This window comes from Enterobacteriaceae endosymbiont of Donacia proxima, assembly GCF_012569285.1.
GTDB lineage: Bacteria > Pseudomonadota > Gammaproteobacteria > Enterobacterales > Enterobacteriaceae.
In genome coordinates this window covers 126873-149506 of sequence record NZ_CP046198.1, presented here as the reverse complement: position 1 = coordinate 149506, position 22634 = coordinate 126873, and the positions used below count along the sequence as shown (strand labels likewise).

The following is a 22634-nucleotide window of genomic DNA, read 5'->3' as shown; positions in this document are numbered from 1 at the left end:
AAAAATACATATTTATAAATAATGTTTTGTAGATAATCTATAACTAATAATTATAAAAATATTTTAAAATTTTTAGATTATTTTAAATTTTTTTAAAAAAAATAAAATCCCCCCTTGATGCATTAATATGTGGCCCCATTTTCCTTTTCATTAGGGATTTTTATTTATACAAATTAAATTAGATATTTTTGTATATTAAATTTCATACCGTAAATAAATATATAGGATATTTCAATATGAGTAAAATAATAGGTATTGATTTAGGTACTACTAATTCTTGTGTAGCGGTTATAGATGGTAATAAACCTAGAGTTTTAGAAAATGCAGAAGGAGATAGAACTACTCCATCTGTAATTGCTTATACACAGGATGGAGAAATTTTAGTAGGGCAACCGGCAAAACGTCAAGCGATTACTAATCCTAAAAACACTCTTTTTGCTATTAAAAGATTAATTGGAAGAAAATTTAGTGATGAAGAAGTACAACGTGATATTAAGATAATGCCATATAAAATTGTAGAGTCTGATAATGGTGATGCTTGGATAGATATCAAAGGGAAAAAAATGGCACCACCACAAATTTCTGCTGAAGTTTTAAAAAAAATGAAAAAAACTGCCGAAGATTTTTTAGGTGTTAAGGTACATTCAGCTGTTATTACAGTTCCTGCGTATTTTAATGATGCTCAACGTCAAGCTACGAAAGATGCAGGGAAAATAGCGGGATTAGAAGTAAAAAGAATTATTAATGAACCTACTGCTGCTGCATTAGCATATGGATTAGATAAAGGTAAAGGAAACCGTATTATAGCTGTTTATGATTTAGGTGGAGGAACTTTTGATATTTCTATTATCGAAATAGATGATGTTGATGGTGAAAAGACTTTTGAAGTTTTATCAACAAATGGAGATACTCATTTAGGAGGAGAAGATTTTGATAGCAGAATTATTAATTATTTAGTAACTGAATTTAAAAAAGATCAAGGAATAGATTTAAAAAATGATCCATTAGCTATGCAAAGATTAAAAGAATCTGCTGAAAAAGCTAAAATTGAATTATCTTCAGCACAACAAACTGATGTAAATTTACCTTATATTACTGCAAATTCTTCAGGACCAAAACATTTAAATATTAAATTAACAAGAGCTAAATTAGAATCTTTAGTAGAAGATTTAGTAGATAAATCAATTAAACCAGTTAAAATGGCTTTAAAAGATGCTAATTTAACTGTTTCAGATATTAATGATATTATTTTAGTAGGTGGACAAACTCGTATGCCTATGGTTCAGAATAAAGTTACTTTATTTTTTAATAAAGAAATACGAAAAGATGTTAATCCTGATGAAGCAGTAGCAATAGGAGCTGCAGTACAAGGAGGAGTATTAGCTGGTGACGTAAAAGATGTTTTATTATTAGATGTAACTCCATTATCTCTTGGTATAGAGACTATGGGAGGCGTAATGACACCATTAATTAATAAAAATACAACTATTCCTACAAAACATAGTCAAGTATTTTCAACAGCAGAAGATAATCAATCTTCTGTAACTATTCATGTTTTACAAGGAGAACGTAAAAAAGCTAATGATAATAAATCATTAGGACAATTTAATTTAGATGGGATTATTCCTGCACCTAGAGGAATACCTCAAATAGAAGTAACATTTGATATAGATGCAGATGGGATACTTCATGTTTTTGCAAAAGATAAAAAAAGTGGTAAAGAACAAAAAATTACTATACAAGCATCATCAGGTTTAAATAAAGAAGAAGTTGAAAAAATGATAAGAGATGCTGAAACTAATAGTGAATCTGACCGTATTTTTGAAGAATTAGTTAAAATACGTAATGAAGGTGATCAGCTTATACATAACACTGAAAAAAAACTTAAAGAATTAGATAATCAAATTAAAAAAGAAGATAAATTAATAATAAAAAATGCTATTAATGAATTAAATAACGCTCTTAAAACAGAAAATAAAGATGATATACAAAGTAAAATACAAAAAATGATTGAATTATCTAGTAGTATTTTGAATATATCTCAAAATAAAAATAATTTCAAAAAAGAAAACAATAATGTAAAACCTGAAAACAAAAATAATGAAGTTGTAGATGCTGAATTTGAAGAAGTAAAAGATAAAAAAAAATAATTATTTAATTATTTTGTGAATACATATATTTAAATATATTATTAATACCGTTTATCAATTTAATAATAATCGGTATTAATAACATTATGGGATTAGGACATTATATCGATTATGGCAAAAAAAGATTATTATGATATTTTAGGTGTTAGTAAAAATGCTGAAGATCGTGAAATTAAAAGAGCATATAAACGTTTAGCTATAAAATTTCACCCAGATCGTAATCCCGGAAATAAAAGTGCTGAAAATAAGTTTAAAGAAATAAAACAAGCTTATGAAGTTTTAAGTGATTCAAAAAAAAGAGCTGCTTATGATCAATATGGACATGCTGCTTTTGAACAAGAAAGTATAAATAATACAACTGATTTTAGTGATATTTTTGGAGATGTTTTTGGAGATATATTTGGTAATTCAAGAACAAATCAAAGACCTAAAAGAGGTGCTGATTTAAAATATTTGATTGAAATTTCATTAGAAGAAGCTATTACAGGTATAACAAAAGAAATTAAAATTCCTATTTTAAAAAATTGTAATTATTGTAATGGAACAGGGGCACGACAAGGTTCATTACAACAATGTTATACATGTAATGGTCATGGACAAATACAAATGAGTCAAGGTTTTTTTACTGTACAACAAACTTGTCCTAGATGTCATGGACAAGGTAATTTTATTAAAAATCCTTGTTTTTATTGTAAAGGTAAAGGTAGATTAGAATCTTATAAAACTTTATCAGTTAAAATTCCGAGTGGAATTGATACTGGAGATCGTATCAGATTAAATGGAAAAGGAGAGGTAGGACAAAATGGAATTGCTGGGGATTTATATATAGAAATTAAAATTAAAAAACATCATTTATTTGTTCGAGAAGGTAATAATTTATATTGTGAATTACCTATTAATTTTATAATAGCTATATTAGGAGGTAATATAAAAATACCAACATTAAATGGTTATGTAAAAATTAAAATTCCTGAAGGAACTCAAACAGGTAAAATATTTAGGATACGTAATAAAGGAATAAAATCAATTAAAAAAAACAATATTCCTGGTGATTTATTATGCAAAATAATAATTGAAACTCCAATTAATTTAAATAAAAAACAAAAAGATATTTTATATGAATTAGATAAAAGTTTTCATGAATTTTCTGATTATAGAAATAATCCTAAAATAAAAAAATTTTTAGAGAATATTAAAAATTTTTTTTATAAGATAAAAATCTAATAATAATAGAGGGTATAAAAAATAAATTTATTTTTTATACCCTCTATTATTATTAGATTATTTAAATATTAATCCATGACAAAATTTATATTTTTTACCTGAATAACAAGGACATTTTTCATTTCTTCCTATTTTTTTTTTAAAAAAATCTATATTATTTAAGTGTTTATTTTTTTTATTTATATTAATATTAGTTTTTTTATTTAAAATAATTAAATTATTTTTTTCTAAATTGTTATCTATAATTGTATTTTTTTCTAAACACATTGTAATTTTATCATTATTTTTAATTTTTTTATTATCTACTTTACTTAAAGTAATAAGAACTTCTTTTTTGAAATTATATAACATGTTATTAAACATAGAAAAAGATTCACGTTTATATTCTTGTTTAGGATCTTTTTGGGCATAACTTCTTAAATGAATTCCTTGTTTTAAATATTCTATAGCCGCAAGATGTTCTTTCCATAAATTATCTAAAATTTGTAAAATAATATTTTTTTCAAAAATATTTACATATTGTTTTTCTAAAATAGAAATTTTTTTTAAATATTTTTTTTCTGTAAAATTAATAATTTTTTTAAGAATATAATTTTTATTAATTATTTTTTTCTTTTTTTCTTGAAATTCATTAATCCAAACTTTAATTGGTAATTTAATATTAAAAATATTTTGAAAATATGTTTTTAATTTTTTAAAATTTAATTTTTCTTTAATAATATAATTAGATTGTAAATAATTATTTAATATATTTCCAAATACATCAATTTTAAAATTTCTAATAATTTGAGTAAAATTTAACGATTTTAATAATGTATTTCTTTGTAAATATATAATTAAACGTTGATCATTAATAATATCATCATATTCTATTAATTGCTTACGTATTTCAAAATTATAACTTTCTACTTTTTTTTGTGCATTAGATATAGCTTTTGTAATCCAAGGATGTTCAATGTAATCATTAGTATTCATTCCTAATTTACTCATTAAAAATAACATATTTTTAGATGCAAAAATACGCATTAAAGAATCTTCCATTGATAAGTAAAATCTAGATATACCAGGATCCCCTTGTCTTCCAGCACGACCTCTTAATTGATTATCTATTCTTCTTGATTCATGACGTTCAGTACCAATTACATATAAACCTCCTAATTTTATAATTTCATTATGTTTTATTTGCCATTCTAATTTTAATTTTTTAATTTTATTTAAATTAAATTTTTTATCTACAATAAAATTACCACCTAAAACAATATCTGTTCCTCTACCAGCCATATTAGTTGCAATGGTTACTGCTTTTTTTATACCTGCTTTTGCAATAATTTCTGCTTCTTTTGCATGAAATTTAGCATTTAAAATATTATGTTTTATACCTATTTTTTTTAGTTTTTTAGATATCAATTCTGATTTTTTTATAGAAATAGTACCAACTAATACAGGTTGACCTTTTAAATTCTTTTCTTTTATATCATTAATAATTGCATTTATTTTTTCTTTTTTAGTTAAATAAATTAAATCTGGAAGATCTTTTCTAATCATAGGTTTATTAGTTGGAATAATTATTGTATCTAATTTATATATTTCCTTAAATTCAAAAGATTCTGTACTAGCAGTACCTGTCATACCTGATAACTTTTTATATAGTCTAAAATAATTTTGAAATGTAATAGATGCAAGAGTTTGATTTTCATTATTAATTTTAACATTTTCCTTTGCTTCTATTGCTTGATGTAATCCTTCTGACCATCTTCTACCTTCCATTAATCTTCCAGTATGTTCATCTACTATTATAACTTTATTATTTTTTAATATATAATCTACATCTTTTTTAAAAAGTTTATGTGCTCTTAATGCAGAAATAATATGATGTAATATAATTATATTATTATTAGAATATAAAGACTCACCTATATTAATTATTTTTTTTTTTATTAAAATTTCTTCTAAATAAATTAAACCTTTTTCGGTTAAATATACTTGACGAGATTTTTCATCTATAAAGAAATGTCCTTTACCTTTATAAGAACTAGAATCTTCTTTTTTTTGATATATTAATTTAGGAATAATATTATTTATTTTAATATATAATTTTGAACTATCTTCAGTAGGTCCTGATATGATTAAAGGTGTACGAGCTTCATCAATTAATATTGAATCAACTTCATCTATAATAGCATAATTTAAACCACGTTGTACTTTATTATTATAATTAAAAATCATATTATCTCGTAAAAAATCAAATCCAAATTCATTATTAGTTCCATATGTAATATCTGCTTTATATGCATTTTGTTTTTCTTTTAATGACATATTAGCTATATTAGTACCTACAGTTAAATCTAAAAATTCGAATAATATTTTATTATTTTGAGCATCACGTTGAGCTAAATAATCATTCACGGTAACAATATGAATACCTTTATTAGTTAAAGCGTTCAAATAAGCTGGTAATGTAGATGTTAATGTTTTTCCCTCACCAGTTTTCATTTCTGCTATACAATTATTATTTAAAACAACACCTCCGATTAATTGAACGTCAAAATGACGCATATTAAATATTCTTTTACTAGCTTCTCTTACTGTTGCAAAAGCTTCTGGAAGAATACTTTCTAAAGTAGATTTATTTTTTAATTTATTTTTAAAATATATAGTTTTATTTTTTAATTCATAATTCGTTAATTTTTCAAATTCTTTTTCCAAATTATTAATAGTGTTTACTATTTTTTGGATACATTTTAAAATATTATCATTATTACTACCAAAAATTTTAGTAAAAATTTTTTTTAACATATAAATACTCTTAATAAAAAATATAATTGTATAATTATAAATATTATTTATTATGTATTTTAATTAAATACAAAAAATGTTTATAATTCTTTTTATTAAAAATTAAGTGGATACAAAAATATGCGTAATAATAAATTATTATTAATTAATAAACTTTTTCAACAAAAATATTATTCGTCTTATACAAAAATATTACATAAAATATATACACATACAAATATTTTAATCAAAATTAATAAGATTATCAAAAAATATTTACCGATACAATTACATAATTGGTATAATATTAAAAATATAAAAAATAATATTCTAATTATAGAAACAAATAATGCTAGTTCTATGTTCAGATTTTTATCTGAAAAATCAAGTATTTTATTTTATATAAAAAAATATGTTATTTCTTCTTTAAGAAAAATAGATATTAAAATTAACCCTATTTTTATAAAAAAAAATTTTATAAAAAAAAAAAAAAAATTTAAAAAAAATATATTAAGTAAATGTAGTGCTGATTTATTACTTCATATTTCAAAAAAAAGTTCAACAAAGTTACGTGTAATAATAGAAAGATTTATTAAAATAACAAATAATTAAATATAAAATTTTTTATATAAAAATTATTTATTTTTATTTAGTTGAAAATAAAATTTTCATGATTAAATCATAAAACGATAATCCTGCTTTTTTTGCTGCTATAGGATATAAACTTTTTGATGTCATTCCTGGAATAGTGTTTATTTCTAATAATTGAAAATTTTTATTTTCGTCTAAAATAACATCGATTCTACCCCATATTTTACAATTTAAAACTTTCCAAGCTTTTAAAATTATATTTTCTAATTCTTTTTCTTTATTTTTACTTAAACCACTAGGACAAAAATATTTAGTATTATTTGAATAATATTTAGATTGATAATCATAAAAAATATTCTCATACCCTATTTTAATAGGAGGTAATATTTTATTATTTAATATTCCTATGGAATATTCTGTTCCTTTTATATATTTTTCAATTAAAATATTATTATCATACATAAATGATTTTTCTAATGCATTAAATAAATCATCTATATGATTAATTTTTAAAATACCTAAACTAGATCCATTACAATTAGGTTTAATAATAATCGGTAATTTTATTTTCAAAATTTTTTGTTCTATTATTAAATAATTTTTTTTAATAAAATCTTTTTTATTTAGTAATAAATGAGGATAAATAATAGGTAATCCATATATTTTCCAAATAATTTTTGTTAAAAATTTATTCATAGTAATTGCTGACGATAAAACTCCACTCCCAGTATAAGGAATATTTAAATATTCTAATATACCTTGTATTATTCCATCTTCCCCCCCCCTCCCATGTAAGGCTATAAAAGCTTTTTTAAATCCATATTTTTTTAAATATAATAATGGAAAATTAATTGGATCTATTCCGATAGCATTAACTCCTGATTTTATTAAAGTATTTAAAATTGATTTTCCGGATTTTAAAGATATTTCTCTTTCTAGAGAATTACCTCCAAATAAAACAACTATTTTATTAGACATATTTAAAATAAAACTTATTAAAATTTTTTAATTATTAATTTAATGTTTTGTATTTTGAAATTTTTTATTTATAAATAATGATGATAAATTATTAATATCACCAGCCCCTTGAAAAATTAATATTTCATTTCCTTTTAATTTAGAATAAATATAATGTGCAATATTATAATAATTTTTAAAATTTATGAATTGAGAAATAATAATTCCTAATTCATTTATTTTTTTAGATAAATATTCACTATCAGCATTTTTGATAAAAGTTTCTCCTGCTGAATAAACTTTTAGTAAAAATAATTTATCAACTTTTGATAATACTTTAATAAAGTATTTTAATAAATTTTTTGTTCTTGAATAACGATGAGGTTGGAAAACCATTATTAAACTTCTATTTGGCCATATTTTACGTGCTGTATTTATAGTCATATTTATTTCAGTTGGGTGATGCCCATAATCATTAATAACTATTATAGTTTGTTGATATCCTATCCTTTTTTCAGGATAAATTGTAGTTAAAATATCAAATCTTCTTATAATACCCTGAAAATTTTTTAATGATTTTAAAATAATTTTATTATTTAGATTATTAAATTTAGAAACAGCATATGCTGCTGTGGCATTTAATGCATTATGATATCCAGGAATGCTTAAGTTAATTTTAAAAGATGAATATGTTTTTTTTTCTAATATATAAAATTGAGTTTTATAACCTTTTTGTTTGTAATTATATAATTGTATATCAGAATTTTTATGGGAACCATATGTAATAATATTTTGTTTAATATTAAATTTATTTTTTTTTATTAATTCATAATTATGAATATTATCTATACAAATAATTATACAACCATAACATGGTATTTTTTTTAAAAATTTTAAAAATGTTTTTTTTAAAATTTCTATATTGTTTTTATAATAATCTAAATGTTCATTTTCAATATTTGTTACTATACCAATAGTTGGTTTTAAATATAAAAATGATTTATCACTTTCATCTGCTTCTGTAATAAAATATTTACTAGAACCTAAATAAGCATATTCTTTAGAATATTTTAAAATTCCTCCGTTAATAAATGTAGGATCTAATCCAGATAATTTATATATTTCATAAATCATGGCTGTAGTTGTAGTTTTACCATGAGCACCTGTAATGGTAATTTGATAGTAAAATTTCATTAATTCGGCTAACATTTTTACTCTACTAATTATAGTAATATTTAATTTTTTTGCAATAATTAACTCTGGGTTATTATGCTTAATAGCACTAGATATAACAATAAGATCTATATCATTTGTAATATTTTTAATTTTATGTTTAAAATAAATAGTAATACCCAATGAAATTAAATTTTTTGTGATAAAATTTGAAATTAAATCTGAACCACTAACTTTATATCCTTTTTTTATTAAAATTTTTGCAATTCCTCCCATTCCAGAACCACCAATACCAATTAAATATATATGATTAATATTTTTCATCTTTGGTATTTTTTTAAAATTTATTATACTAGACATATTTTTTATATATTATTTATTTAAATATTAATTAATTTTTATTTTATTTAATTCTTCATAAATTAATTGTACAGAATTTTTTATAACTAAATTACAAGATTTATTTATTATGTTTACGATTTGATCTTTATTAAGATTTAATATTAAATTAGTCATTCTATCATAATCAATATTATTTTGTTCAAAAATTTTAGCTATTCCTATGTTTTTTAAATATATTGCATTAAAATATTGTTGTTTATCTTTATGTTCGAAAGGTATAAAGATAGCAGGTAATCCTATTGCAGCAATTTCACTAACAGTCATAGCTCCTGACCTACATATGATTATATCAGCCCATGCATATGCTTTATAAATATTTTGTATATATTCTTTTATAATAAAATTATCAATAATATTATATTTTTTATATTTACAAAATATTTTTTTAAAATTACCTTTTCCTACTTGATGTAAAATAAATATTTTATTCTTTAAAATTTTAGCTAATTTAATGCCTATTTTATTTATTATATATGATCCTTGGCTACCTCCTGTGAGCAATAAATGAATTGGTTTATGAATTTTAAACATTTTTCTTTTATATAAAGATAATTTAATAATTTTATTATCTAAAGGGTTACCTACTAATATAGCATTAGTAAATGTATCAGGATATGCTTGCATAGTTTTAGTCGCTATTTTATATAAAATTTTATTTGTTATACCTGCAATACTATTTTGTTCATGTATTACTAATGGTATTCGATACAACCATGCTGCTAATCCACTAGGTCCAGAAATATAACTCCCCATTGTTAATATTATATGTGGTTTATATTTTTTATAAACCAGAATAGATTTATAAATTGATATTATCAATTTAATAATAGTAAAAATAATAGAAAAAATATTTTTGTTTTTAAATCTGTAAAATTTGATAAAATAAATACGTATATTCTTTTTAGGAATAATTTGTGCTTCCATTCTAGAATTAGTTCCTAACCAACGAACTTCCCAACCTTGTTTTTTTAAAACATATGCTATATTTAAAGCTGGATTAATATGTCCTCTAGTACCTCCAGCTACTATAAGAATTTTTTTTTTCATTTTTTAAAATTTAATATATAAAAAAATTGAAATCATAAATTTTTTTATAAAAATATTATTTATATTTATGAATTTTTTTTACTATTCTAATAAATTCATTTCCACGGTGTTTAAAGTTTCTAAATTGATCAATACTAGAGCATGCTGGGGAAAATAACACAATATCTCCAAATTGTACTAATTTAATAATTTTTTTTATTCCTTCAGATATTGTGTTAACTATTATTGCTTTAGGTAAAAAAGATAATATTTTTTTACTTAATTGACCAAAGCAAAAAATTTTTATATTATCTTTTTTTTGTAAATATTTTTGTAATAAATATAATTTACAATTTTTGTCATAACCTCCTAAAAACAACCAAATTCTTTTTTTTTTATGTAAATATTCTAAAGCAACTTTTGTACTACTAATATTAGTTGATTTAGAATCATTAATCCAGGTTACTCCATTTTCTTTATGAATAATTTGTAATACATGATCCATATTTTTATAATTACTAATTTTTTCAAAAAAAATTTTTTTGGAAATTTTTAGTATATCTGTAACAGCTAATACAGCTAAAGAATTTAAATAATTATGTATACCAACTAATTTAGTTTTATTAAAATTAAATATTTTTTTATTATTTATTTTTAGATAAATATCTTTTTTATTAAAAGATAAATTATATTTACCTGAAAATTTACCAAAAGTAATATATTTTTTTTTATTATAAAATATTTTAGGATAACATAATATATCATCGGAATTATATATACAAATATTAGCATTTTGATAAATACGTAATTTAAAATTACGATATTGTTCGATACCTAAAGGATATCTATCCATATGGTCTTGTGAAATATTTAAAATTATAGCAATATATATATCTAATTTTTTAATTGTTTCTAATTGAAAACTAGATATTTCTAAAATGTAAAAATCTCTTTTAAAAGATAATAAATCTATTACTGGATATCCTATATTACCACCGATACTAACTTTAAAATTACTTTTTTCCATAATATTAGCAATCATATTAGTTACAGTACTTTTACCATTAGTACCTGTAATAGCTATTAAAGGAGTTGTATTATAACGAGCAAATAATTCTATATCTCCTATAATTTCAATATTTTTTTTTTGAGCTTCTAATATAAGACTATTAAATATTGATATACCAGGACTTAAAATAATTAATTGAGAATTAAGTATCCAATCTCTATTTAAAGAACCAAAATGACATGGTACATATAAAGGTATTTTTTTTATAAATTGCAAATCTTTACGTTCATCCATAATAGCTGGGATGATTTTTTTTTTTAAAAAAAATTTTAAACAAGATATGCCTGTTATACCTAAACCTATAATAAGTATTTTTTTATTCATTTTATTATGTTATCAAATATTATATTATTATAAAAACAAAAACTATTAATATTAATGAAATAATCCAAAACCTAGTAATAATACAAGGTTCTGAAATTCCTTGTAACTCATAATGATGATGTAAAGGAGCCATTAAAAAAAATCTTTTTTTATTATATTTAAATTTTAATAATTGAATAAAAACAGAAAATGATTCAATGATAAATATACCACACATTATAAGAAATAAAAATTCTTGTTTTATAAAAATTGCAATTATTGAAATGATACAACCTAAAGATAGTGAACCCACATCTCCCATAAATATTTTTGCAGGATATGTATTATACCATAAAAATGCTAATCCAGAACCAACTATAGATAAACAAATAATAATTAATTCTGTAGAATTTTTTATATAAATAAAATTAAAATATCTAGAAAAATATATATTTCCTGTCAAATAAGATAAACAAGTTAAACTTAAGGAAATAAAAATAATAGGCATGATTGCTAAACCATCTAGCCCATCAGTTAAATTTACAGAATTACTAATTATTAGTACAATAAAATAACATATTATTATGTATAATATAATATTTAAATTATATTTAATAATTTTATGTGTAAAAGGTATGATAAATCTTATATATAATTCTTTTTCATTATTTATTATAATAAATAATATAAAAAAAATATTAGCAATTGATTGTAAAAAAAGTTTTTTATATGCAGATAGCCCTATCGAATTTTTTAAAATAATTTTATAAAAATCATCTATAAAACCAATTATTGAATATAAAAATGTTATAAATAATGTATATACAATATATTTATTAGATAAATCTGACCAAAGTATTACAGAAATAAAAATAGATAATAATATTACTATTCCCCCCATAGTAGGAGTTTTTTTTTTAATAAAATGTGTAATTGGTCCATCTTTTCTAATTATTTGAGAAACTTTTTTTTTATGAAAATATTTAATAAAAATTGGAGTTAAAAAAAATGTCATACTAAATGATGTTATAAGTGTCATTATAGAACGTATTTTAAAATTTATTAAGAAAAAATTTACATATTTTAAATAATTTTTAAAATATGAAAATAATATTATTAACATTTTAATTTCTCCAATAACATTTTAATTAATATTTCTATTTTATTTTTACGTGATCCTTTAAATAAAATAGTATAATGGTTAAAATTTTTAATTATTAAAAATAATTGATTTACTAACATATTTTTATTGGAAAAATGTTGTGATTTTATATTTTTTTTAATAAAATAATAACTATATTTACCAATACTAAAAATATAATCTATGTTAGATTTTAAAATTAATTTTTTTATTTTTTTATGATAAAAAATAGTGTAAATACCTAATTCTAACATATCACCAATAACTAAAATTTTTTTACCAGGAAAATTTTTTAAAATATTAATAGCTATACTTACCGAATTTGGATTCGCATTATATGTATCATTTATAATAAGTTTATTATGACCAATAATAATTGGATACATTCTTCCTTTAATAGATTTAAAATTTTTTAATCCAATTGCTATTTCTTCTAAAGTAGATCCTACAGAAAATGATAATGCTGCTGATGCTAATGCATTATAAATATTATGTATTCCTCCACCAATAAGAAATAATTTAATTAAAATTTCACCTATAGGTGAAATTAATAAAAATTTAATTTTATTAGGTAATATTATTATATTTTTAGCAAAAAAGTCTGTTTTATTATTTTGTAAAGAAAAGGTAAAAATGTTTTTATCATTACTTAATTTTTTTAAAATTTTTTTTTGATTTTTATCATCATAATTAATAATTGCGATTCCTTTATTTTTTAAATATTTAAAAATATCACTTTTATTTTTAATAATATTTTTTAAAGATTTAAAACCTTCTAAATGGGATTCTGATATATTATTAATTAATGCAACATCAGGTTTTACTAAATTAGCAATATAAGAAATATCGTTAATTTTATTTCCACCTATTTCAATTACGGCATATTTATATTGATTTTGTAATTTTAATAATGTTAAAGGAACACCAATATGGTTATTCATATTTTTTTCAGTAAAAATAGTTTTATTTTTATTTTTTAGAATAGATACAGTCATTTCTTTAACTGATGTTTTACCTGATGATCCAGTAATACCGATTACATCATGTTTAAATTTTATCCTTTTCCATAAACTCAATTTAGCTAATCCTATAGTAGTATCTAATACAATAATTTGAGGAATATTAATATTAGTATATTTATGTACTAATATAGCTAATGCACCATTTTTAATGGCATCATTAATAAAAAAATGTCCGTCAAATTTATTACCACAGATAGCGATAAAAATACATTTTTGTTTAATTTTTTTACTATCTATAGAAAAATTTAATATTTTAATATTATTACCAATTAATTTACCATTTACTATTTGTGATAGTTTTTTTAAACTAATTAATTCGTTCATTTTATATTTTTTAAGATTTTTTGAATAGCATTAAAATCTGAATAATTAAAAATTTTATTACCTATAATTTGATAATTTTCATGTCCTTTACCAGCTACTAAAATAGTATCAGTTTTTACTGAATGAGAGATTGCATAAGAAATAGCTTTAATTCTATTTAAAATGATATAAACATTTTTTAATGTAATACATCCTGTTTTTATATCATTAATAATGCTATGAATGTTTTCCTTTCTAGGATTATCAGTAGTTAAAATTATAATATCAGCATATTTTGTAGCTATATATCCCATGATTGATCTTTTCCCTATATCTCTTTCTCCTCCACATCCAAAAATACACCATATTTTTCCTTTAACATTTAATTTAAGAGTTAATAAAACATTTTTAAGTGCATCAGGAGTATGAGCATAATCAATTATTATGTTAGTATATTTTTTTTTAAAAAAAACTTTTTGCATTCTTCCTGGGATAGGAAATATTTTTGATACTGTTTTAACTAATTTTTTTAAAGGAAAATTTAAATTTAATAATGTAGCCATACATAATATTATATTTATTACATTAAATTGACCTATTAAATTTGTTTTTATTTCTCCATTACCCCAAATAGAATTAAATTTAATAATGGTATGATCAGATAAATAAATTATTTTTTTTATATATACAAATAGATTTGATTGATATAATAAATTCTTTAATTTAGTAGTAATAACTGTAACATTCGATAATTTTTTACACCATTTTAATCCTATATTATCATCAATATTAATAATTTTTTTTTTTATTTTGTGATTAGAAAAAAATCTCCATTTAGACAATTCATAATTTTTCATATTAATATGATAATCTAAATGATCTCTTGTTAAATTTGTAAAAATTCCAATAGAAAATATTATATTAGCTACTCTATATTGATCTAATCCATGTGACGAAACTTCCATAATTACAATATCTGCTTTTTGATTTACAAACTTTTCTAATGTAGATTGTATTTCTACAGCAGAATCAGTTGTATTATTTGTTTTAATTAAATTTTTATAAAATCCATTTCCTATAGTACTTAAAATAGCAGGTTTATAACCTAACAATCTGATCCATTGCATTAAAAAATGTGTAATACTTGTTTTTCCATTAGTTCCAGTAATTCCTATTATGGGAATTTTTTTACTTGGATGATTATATAATGTACCTGCAAGATATGAAATTTGTTCAAGTAAATTTGGTAAATAAATGATAGGTATTTTTTTTTTTACTTCTATAGTATAAGGTAATGTTTTTTTATCAGAATACGTTAATATTGCTACTACTCCTTTTAATATAGCTTGTGTTATAAAATTTTTACCATCATATTTACATCCTTTAATTGCTATAAATAAACAATATTTACCTTTAATTTTTCTGCTATCTAAAACAATTTTATTTATTAAAATATTTTTTATTAAATCATGTTTAATATAATTATTTAATAATTTTTGCAAACTAAATAAAGAAATATTCAACGACAAATCCTTAATATAAATTATATCTACTACATTAATACTAAAATTATTATTTTTATATTTTTTGTGCAATACGTAATATTGCGCTTCTAGATCTTGAATTTTTTAAAATTTCATTTTTATTAGGAAAAATTTTACCAATAATTTTTAATGTTAATTTTTTATTTTGGAGATAAAAAAAATTTATCTGTTCTTCCGTTAAAGGCAATTTATTATTAATTTGATTTTGATAGGAACTATGTTTTTTCATAAACATTTTTATAATTCTATCTTCTATAGAATGAAAACTAATTATTGATATAATTCCTCCTATTTTTAATAATTTTAATGAAATATTTAATCCTTTTTTTAATTCTTCTATTTCTTTATTTAAGAAAATTCTTATAGCTTGAAAAGATCTTTTTGCTGGATGTTTAAATTTATTTTTTTTACTAACTATCGATATTATAGATGATAAATCATGTGTATTATTTAATTTATTATTAGATATATACTTTTTAATATTATATGCTATTTTTTTATGATATTTTTCTTCACCATATATTTTTAATATTTTTGATAATTTTTTTACATTTATATTATTTAATAAATCATAAGCAGTAATTTTTTCATTTTGATTTATACGCATATCTAATGGTCCATTAAATATATAAGAAAAACCTCTTTCAGGATTATTTAATTGGAATGAAGAAATACCTAAATCAAATAAGATACCATCTATTATACCTGTTTTATTATTAAATAAGTTTTGTAAATTTGAAAAATTATTATTAACATAAACAATTCTTTTATCTAATATTTGATGTTTCAATAATGTTTTTAGATCACGATCTATAGCATAAATTTTTCCCTGATTACCTAATCTAGATAAAATTAATTTTGTATGTCCTCCACAACCATATGTCGCATCTATATATGTTCCATTTTTTTTAATATTTAAACTATTAACAGATTCTTTTAATAAAACTGGAATATGACTTATCATATGACATTTAATTTAATTAAATACTATATAATTAATATATTATATACTATAATATATTAATTTGTAATTAAAATATTTTTAATATAAATTAATATTTATTTAAAAATTTGGTTAAATTGTTAAAAGGTAATATTTATGATAGAATATCCAAATTTTAAAAGTACTACTTTATTAAAAAAAGAAAAAAATTATTATATACAAAAATATTTTCGAAAAGTATATGGATGGATGTTTTGTGGTTTATTATTAACTGCGTTTATTGCTTGGTATGTGTCTAATACAATACAAATTACAAATTATTTATTAAGTAATAAATATTTTTTATTAAGTATATGTTTTGTACAATTTGTATTAGTTTTTACTATTTCTGGTTTTATAAATCAATTATCTGGAAAAACATTAACTACTTTATTTATGTTTTATTCATGTTTAACAGGATTTACAACAGCTGGAATATTTTCCATATATAATCAAAATACTATTTTTACAGCATTTATAACTACATCATTAACTTTTTTATTTATGTGTATTTGGGGTTTTTTTACTAAAAAAGATTTGAGTAATTTAGGTAATATAATAATAATGGGGATTATTGGTACATTAATTGCTTCTTTTATAAATTTATGGTTACAAAATAGTTTAATAACATCTATAGTTAATTATCTTGGTGTAATTTTTTTTACATTAATTATAGCTTATGATACTCAAAAACTAAAAAATATTGCTAAAAAAATTAGTTTAAATGAACATGATCAAGATAATTTAAGAAGATATGCTATTTTAGGTGCACTTATGCTATATTTAGATTTTATTAATTTATTCTTTATAATATTACGTATGATCAGTAATAATGATGATGATAAATAATAATTTTTATATATAAAAATTATTATTTAATTTTACGTAAATTTAAATATTAAAATAAATAATTGATATAATTAAAAATTATAAATATAAAATATGACACCTATGATAAAACAATATTTAAAATTAAAAAAACAATATCCTAAAATTATCCTATTTTATAGATTAGGAGATTTTTATGAAATGTTTTTTCAAGATGCTAAAAAAGCATCTAGATTATTAAATATTGTATTAACTAAAAGAGGAAAAATTAATGGGAAACCTATACCTATGGCAGGTATACCAGTTAATAAAGTTGAAAATTATTTATCTAAATTAATTAAATTAGGAGAATCAATAGCTATTTGTGAACAAATAGAAAATACAAATTTATTATATAAAAAAAAAATTTTGGATAGGAAAATAGTTCGTATTATTACACCTGGAACAGTTAGCGATGATATTTTATTAAATAATCATGTTGATAATTTATTAGCTGCTATTTATCAGGACAAAAAATTAGGATTTGGTTATGCAACATTAAATATTAGTTCTGGTGATTTTAGAATTACAGAAAATAATGATATTAATATAATTGCAGGAGAATTACAAAGAACAAATCCTATCGAATTATTATATCCAGAAAATTTTAATAATATGGATCTAATAAAAAAAATAAAATTTACTCAATGTAGACCATTATGGGAATTTGATATAGATATATCTGTACAAAAATTAAATATGCAATTTGGAACTAAAAATTTAAAAAGTTTTGGTATTGAAAATTCATTTATAGCTATTAAAGCTGCAGGTTGTTTACTTCAGTATGTTCAAGATACTCAAAAAGTATATTTACCTCATATTAATAATATTTATTTAGAAAACCATAATAATGAAATTATTTTAGATGAAAATACTCGTAAAAATTTGGAAATTATTAATAGTATTTCTGGAAATAATAATAATACCCTAATCAAAGTATTAGATTATACTGTAACTACTATGGGGAGTCGCTTATTAAAGCGTTGGTTAAATAATCCTATAAGAAATACAAAAATTATTTTAAATAGGCAAAAAAATATCTCTATATTACAACAATATTATTTAAAATTTCAAAAAAATTTATTAAAAATTAGTGATATTGAAAGAATTATTGCTAGATTAGCATTAAAAACAGCTAAACCTAATGATTTAGTTTCTTTAAGAAATACATTGATGTATTTACCTAAAATTAATAAAATAATGAATATTATAGATATTTGTGAAATAAAGTCAAAAATTTTAAATTTAGGATTATTTTCTAAATTAAAAGAATTATTAATAAAATCTATAAAAAAAAAACCTTCATTATCTTTAAAAGATGGTAATGTTATAGCTACTGGATATAATCCTTTGTTAGATAAATTAAGAAAATTTTCACAAGATTCTAAAAAATATTTATCTTTTTTAGAACAAAAAGAACGAAAATTATTAAAATTAGAAAAATTAAAAATAGGTTTTAATACAATTAATGGATATTATATTCAAATTAATAAAAATTTTAAATTAAATATACCGAATAAATATATTCAAATCCAAACTTTAAAAAATTTCAATAGATATACAATCCCAGAATTACAAAAATATCAAAAAGATACTTTATTTTCTAAAGAAAAACTTTTAAATTTAGAAAAAACTTTATATAATGAATTATTTTATTATATAAATCCTTTTTTAAAAAATCTACAAGAATTATCATTATATTTATCAGAATTAGATGTGTTATGTAATTTAGCTGAACGTTCTTTAACTTTAAATTATACTTGTCCTCTTATTAATGAAGAAATAGGAATATCTTTAACTAATTCAAGACATCCTGTTGTAGAAAATATGAGAAAACTACCATTTATACCTAATAATATATTTTTAACAAAAAAAAATCATATGTTAATAATAACAGGACCTAATATGGGAGGGAAAAGCACGTACATGAGACAAATTGCATTAATTATTTTAATGACTTATATAGGAAGTTATGTTCCGGCAGATAAAGCTATTATAGGACCAATAGATAGAATATTTACTAGAATAGGATCAACTGATGATATTTCTTCTGGATTATCTACTTTTATGGTAGAAATGATAGAAACAGCAAATATTTTAAGAAATGCAACAACTAAAAGTTTAGTATTAATGGATGAAGTAGGAAGAGGAACTTCGACACATGATGGTTTAGCTATTGCATGGGCTTGTGCAGAAAATATAGCAAAAAAAATTAAATCACTTACTTTATTTGCTACTAATTATATTGAATTAACTATTTTAAAAGATACAAATAAATGTATAAAAAATGTATATTTTGATGCAATGGAATTAAATAATTCCATTGTTTTTTTACATAAAATTAAAAATGGATCAATTAATAAAAATTATGGTTTATTTGTAGCATCCTTAGCAGGAATTCCTAAAGAAGTTATTAATCAGGCAAAAAAAAAAATTAAACAATTAGAAAATCATAATACTTTAAACTAAATTTTTATAAAAGTTAGGTTTAAATAAATATAAATTCTATTAGTTTTATAATTAAAAAATTAATTTAATTGAAGTTTAAAGGATATTTATTTACATGAATTCTTTTGCCAAAGAAATAAAATTAATTAATATTGAAGAAGAATTAAAAAATTCTTATCTAGATTATGCAATGTCAGTAATCATCGGTAGAGCTTTACCAGATATAAGAGACGGATTAAAACCAGTACATAGACGAATATTATATGCAATGTATGTATTAGGTAATACCTATAATAAAGCTTACAAAAAAACAGCTAGAATAGTAGGAGATGTTATCGGTAAATATCATCCACATGGTGATAATGCAGTATATGATACGATTGTGAGATTAGTTCAATCATTTTCATTAAGATATCCCTTAATTAAGGGACAGGGAAATTTTGGCTCTATTGATGGAGATTCAGCTGCAGCTATGCGTTATACGGAAATTAAAATGGCTAAAATAGCTCAGGAAATTATTAATGATTTAGAGAAAAATACAGTTAATTATTTATCTAATTATGACGGAACAGAAAAGATTCCTGAAATAATGCCTACTAAAATACCTAATCTATTAATAAATGGATCATCAGGAATAGCTGTAGGTATGACTACTAATATACCTCCTCATAATATTACTGAGATAATCAATGGTTGTTTAGCTTATATAAATAATAATAAAATTTCTATAAAAGAATTAATGCATTATATTCCAGGCCCAGATTTTCCTACATCAGGTATTATTTATGGTATAAATGGTATTAAAAATGCTTATTCTACAGGTAAAGGAAAAATTTTTCTCAGAGGACGTACTAAAATTATTAAAAATAAACAAAAAAATTATAAAACTATTATAATTTATGAATTACCTTATCAAGTTAATAAGGCTAAATTAATAAAAAAAATAGCTTTATTAATAAAAGAGAAAAAAATTAAGGGAATTAAAACTTTAAGAGATGAATCAGATAAAGATGGAATAAGAATTTTAATTAAAGTAAAAATGGATATTTCTACTAATGTTATTTTAAATCATTTATATACATTAACATCTTTACAAACTACTTTTAGTATAAATATGATTTCCTTATATAAGGGTGAGCCTGTATTAATGTCTTTAAAAAATATTATTAGAGCTTTTATTTCTCATCGGCGTGAAATAGTAATAAGAAGAACAAATTATCAAATTAATAAAACTCGTAATAAAGCACATATATTAGAAGGATTAATAGTTGCTTTATTAAATATACAAGAAATAATAGAAATTATACGTTCTGATAAAATATCAGAAAATATAAAAAATAAAATTTGTACAAAATCTTGGAAAATACCAGATATATCACAATTATTCTTATTTCAAGAACAAAAACTGTTAAATAGTTATTTAACTAATTCTAATTTAGTAAAATTTAATCAAAATTATCATTTTAGCAATGATCAAGTTACAGCTATTTTAAATTTAAAATTAAATAAATTAACAAAATTAGAATATAAAAAATTATGTATTGAATATCAAAATTTAATATATAAAATTTCTAAATTAGTTAAAATTATTAATAATTATAAATATTTAATGCAAGTAATATACAATGAATTAATTATAATTAAAAAAGAATTTGGAGATAATAGAAAAACTGAAATTATTTTAGATAAAAATACACCTATTATAAATACAAAAGATTTAATTAAATATGAACAAGTTATTATTACTTTATCTTATCAAGGATATATAAAATATCAAAAAATTGATGAATATCATCTACAACATAGAGGAGGTAAAGGAAAATTAACTACAAAATTAAAAGAAAATGATTTTATTTATAAAATTTTAATCGCTTATACTCATGATAATATTTTATTATTTTCTAATATAGGTAGATTATATTGGTTAAAAGTATATAATATTCCTAAATTTAGTAGATTTTCTCAAGGCAAACCTATTATTAATTTAGTTCCTTTAAAAAAAAATGAAAAAATTACTAGTTTATTAATAGTAAACGAATATAGAAATAATTCTAATTTAATTATGGCAACTAAACAAGGAATAGTAAAAAAAACTAATTTAAAACATTTTAGTCATCCACGAACTAAAGGTATTATCGCAATTAAATTAAAAAAAAATGATGTTTTAATCGGAGTATCCATTATAGATATAAAAGATAAAATTATGTTATTTACTTCACAAGGAAAAGTAGTAAAATTTTGTGAAACAAAAGTTAGACCTATGGGAAGAAATACAACAGGTGTAAAAGGAATTAATATTTTAAAACAAAAAAATGATTTTGTTGTTTCATTAACTATTATTAAACCCCTTTTTAAGGGTAATATTTTTACCATAACAGAAAATGGATATGGTAAATGTACAAATAATAAATTATTTCCTACAAGATCTAGATATACTAAAGGAATTTTATCTATGATAATTAATAAAAGAAATGGATTATTAGTAGGATCTTTAAGGGTTAAAAAAAATAACCAAGTTATTATAATAACAAATATGGGTACATTAATACGTATTAATATATCTGAAATTTGTGTTATTGGACGTAATACTAAAGGTGTTATCATAATTAAAACTAAATTTAATGAAAAAATCATAGGATTACAAAAAATTTAAATTA

Annotated in this window: 15 protein-coding genes; 6 read left to right on the top strand and 9 right to left on the bottom strand. The window is 20.5% G+C overall.

All coding sequences use genetic code 11. The features are described from left to right. The first annotated feature begins 236 nt into the window (after nucleotides 1-236). The gene (gene dnaK, locus GJT97_RS00725) at nucleotides 237-2150 is read left to right on the top strand and encodes a molecular chaperone DnaK (protein ID WP_169767594.1); all 1914 of its coding nucleotides are present in this window, start codon (nucleotides 237-239) and stop codon (nucleotides 2148-2150) included. A gap of 111 nt (nucleotides 2151-2261) precedes the next feature. After that, the gene (gene dnaJ, locus GJT97_RS00720; protein WP_169767593.1) at nucleotides 2262-3374 is read left to right on the top strand and encodes a molecular chaperone DnaJ; all 1113 of its coding nucleotides are present in this window, start codon (nucleotides 2262-2264) and stop codon (nucleotides 3372-3374) included. A gap of 57 nt (nucleotides 3375-3431) precedes the next feature. Here dnaJ and secA read toward each other — a convergent pair whose 3' ends face one another. Continuing rightward, complete coding sequence (gene secA / locus GJT97_RS00715) at nucleotides 3432-6170, bottom strand: preprotein translocase subunit SecA (protein ID WP_169767592.1); 2739 nt, start codon at nucleotides 6168-6170, stop codon at nucleotides 3432-3434. A gap of 120 nt (nucleotides 6171-6290) precedes the next feature. On the opposite strand from secA, the gene GJT97_RS00710 reads away from it, so the two are divergent. Then, complete coding sequence (locus tag GJT97_RS00710) at nucleotides 6291-6761, top strand: hypothetical protein (RefSeq protein WP_169767591.1); 471 nt, start codon at nucleotides 6291-6293, stop codon at nucleotides 6759-6761. Nucleotides 6762-6794: 33 nt separating this feature from the next. Here the strand turns inward: GJT97_RS00710 and GJT97_RS00705 are convergent, their stop codons facing one another. Genes GJT97_RS00705 through rsmH form a run of 8 tightly spaced genes read right to left on the bottom strand, consistent with a single transcriptional unit; the run spans nucleotide 6795 to nucleotide 16644 of the window. After that, nucleotides 6795-7718: a D-alanine--D-alanine ligase gene (locus GJT97_RS00705; RefSeq protein ID WP_169767590.1), complete on the bottom strand. Its 924-nt coding sequence runs from the start codon at nucleotides 7716-7718 to the stop codon at nucleotides 6795-6797. A gap of 39 nt (nucleotides 7719-7757) precedes the next feature. Beyond that, nucleotides 7758-9230, bottom strand: a complete 1473-nt coding sequence (gene murC, locus GJT97_RS00700; RefSeq protein WP_169767589.1) for a UDP-N-acetylmuramate--L-alanine ligase — start codon at nucleotides 9228-9230, stop codon at nucleotides 7758-7760. Between the two features lie 27 nt (nucleotides 9231-9257). Further along, the gene (gene murG / locus GJT97_RS00695; RefSeq protein ID WP_169767588.1) at nucleotides 9258-10319 is read right to left on the bottom strand and encodes an undecaprenyldiphospho-muramoylpentapeptide beta-N-acetylglucosaminyltransferase; all 1062 of its coding nucleotides are present in this window, start codon (nucleotides 10317-10319) and stop codon (nucleotides 9258-9260) included. A 55-nt stretch (nucleotides 10320-10374) separates the two neighbouring features. Then, nucleotides 10375-11691, bottom strand: a complete 1317-nt coding sequence (gene murD / locus GJT97_RS00690; RefSeq protein ID WP_169767587.1) for a UDP-N-acetylmuramoyl-L-alanine--D-glutamate ligase — start codon at nucleotides 11689-11691, stop codon at nucleotides 10375-10377. 19 nt (nucleotides 11692-11710) lie between these two features. Beyond that, the gene (gene mraY, locus GJT97_RS00685) at nucleotides 11711-12793 is read right to left on the bottom strand and encodes a phospho-N-acetylmuramoyl-pentapeptide-transferase (RefSeq protein WP_169767586.1); all 1083 of its coding nucleotides are present in this window, start codon (nucleotides 12791-12793) and stop codon (nucleotides 11711-11713) included. Continuing rightward, nucleotides 12787-14157 (bottom strand): UDP-N-acetylmuramoyl-tripeptide--D-alanyl-D-alanine ligase, encoded by a 1371-nt coding sequence (locus tag GJT97_RS00680; RefSeq protein ID WP_169767585.1) that lies wholly within the window; start codon nucleotides 14155-14157, stop codon nucleotides 12787-12789. Before GJT97_RS00680 ends, mraY begins: the two co-directional genes overlap by 7 nt. After that, nucleotides 14154-15659, bottom strand: coding sequence for a UDP-N-acetylmuramoyl-L-alanyl-D-glutamate--2,6-diaminopimelate ligase (murE, locus tag GJT97_RS00675; RefSeq protein WP_169767584.1), 1506 nt, complete (start codon nucleotides 15657-15659; stop codon nucleotides 14154-14156). The genes GJT97_RS00680 and murE overlap by 4 nt, the downstream gene beginning before the upstream one ends. Nucleotides 15660-15714: 55 nt before the next feature. Further along, the gene (gene rsmH / locus GJT97_RS00670; RefSeq protein ID WP_169767583.1) at nucleotides 15715-16644 is read right to left on the bottom strand and encodes a 16S rRNA (cytosine(1402)-N(4))-methyltransferase RsmH; all 930 of its coding nucleotides are present in this window, start codon (nucleotides 16642-16644) and stop codon (nucleotides 15715-15717) included. A 135-nt stretch (nucleotides 16645-16779) separates the two neighbouring features. Here rsmH and GJT97_RS00665 point away from each other — a divergent pair, with 135 nt between their 5' ends. The 3 genes from GJT97_RS00665 (at nucleotide 16780) to gyrA (ending at nucleotide 22630) form a co-directional block, all read left to right on the top strand. Next, a complete protein-coding gene (locus tag GJT97_RS00665; protein ID WP_169767582.1) occupies nucleotides 16780-17511 on the top strand; it encodes a Bax inhibitor-1/YccA family protein in 732 nt (243 codons plus the stop codon). Between the two features lie 93 nt (nucleotides 17512-17604). After that, nucleotides 17605-19998, top strand: a complete 2394-nt coding sequence (gene mutS, locus GJT97_RS00660) for a DNA mismatch repair protein MutS (protein ID WP_169767581.1) — start codon at nucleotides 17605-17607, stop codon at nucleotides 19996-19998. A gap of 94 nt (nucleotides 19999-20092) precedes the next feature. After that, nucleotides 20093-22630, top strand: a complete 2538-nt coding sequence (gene gyrA, locus GJT97_RS00655; RefSeq protein WP_169767580.1) for a DNA gyrase subunit A — start codon at nucleotides 20093-20095, stop codon at nucleotides 22628-22630. Nucleotides 22631-22634: the final 4 nt, after the last annotated feature.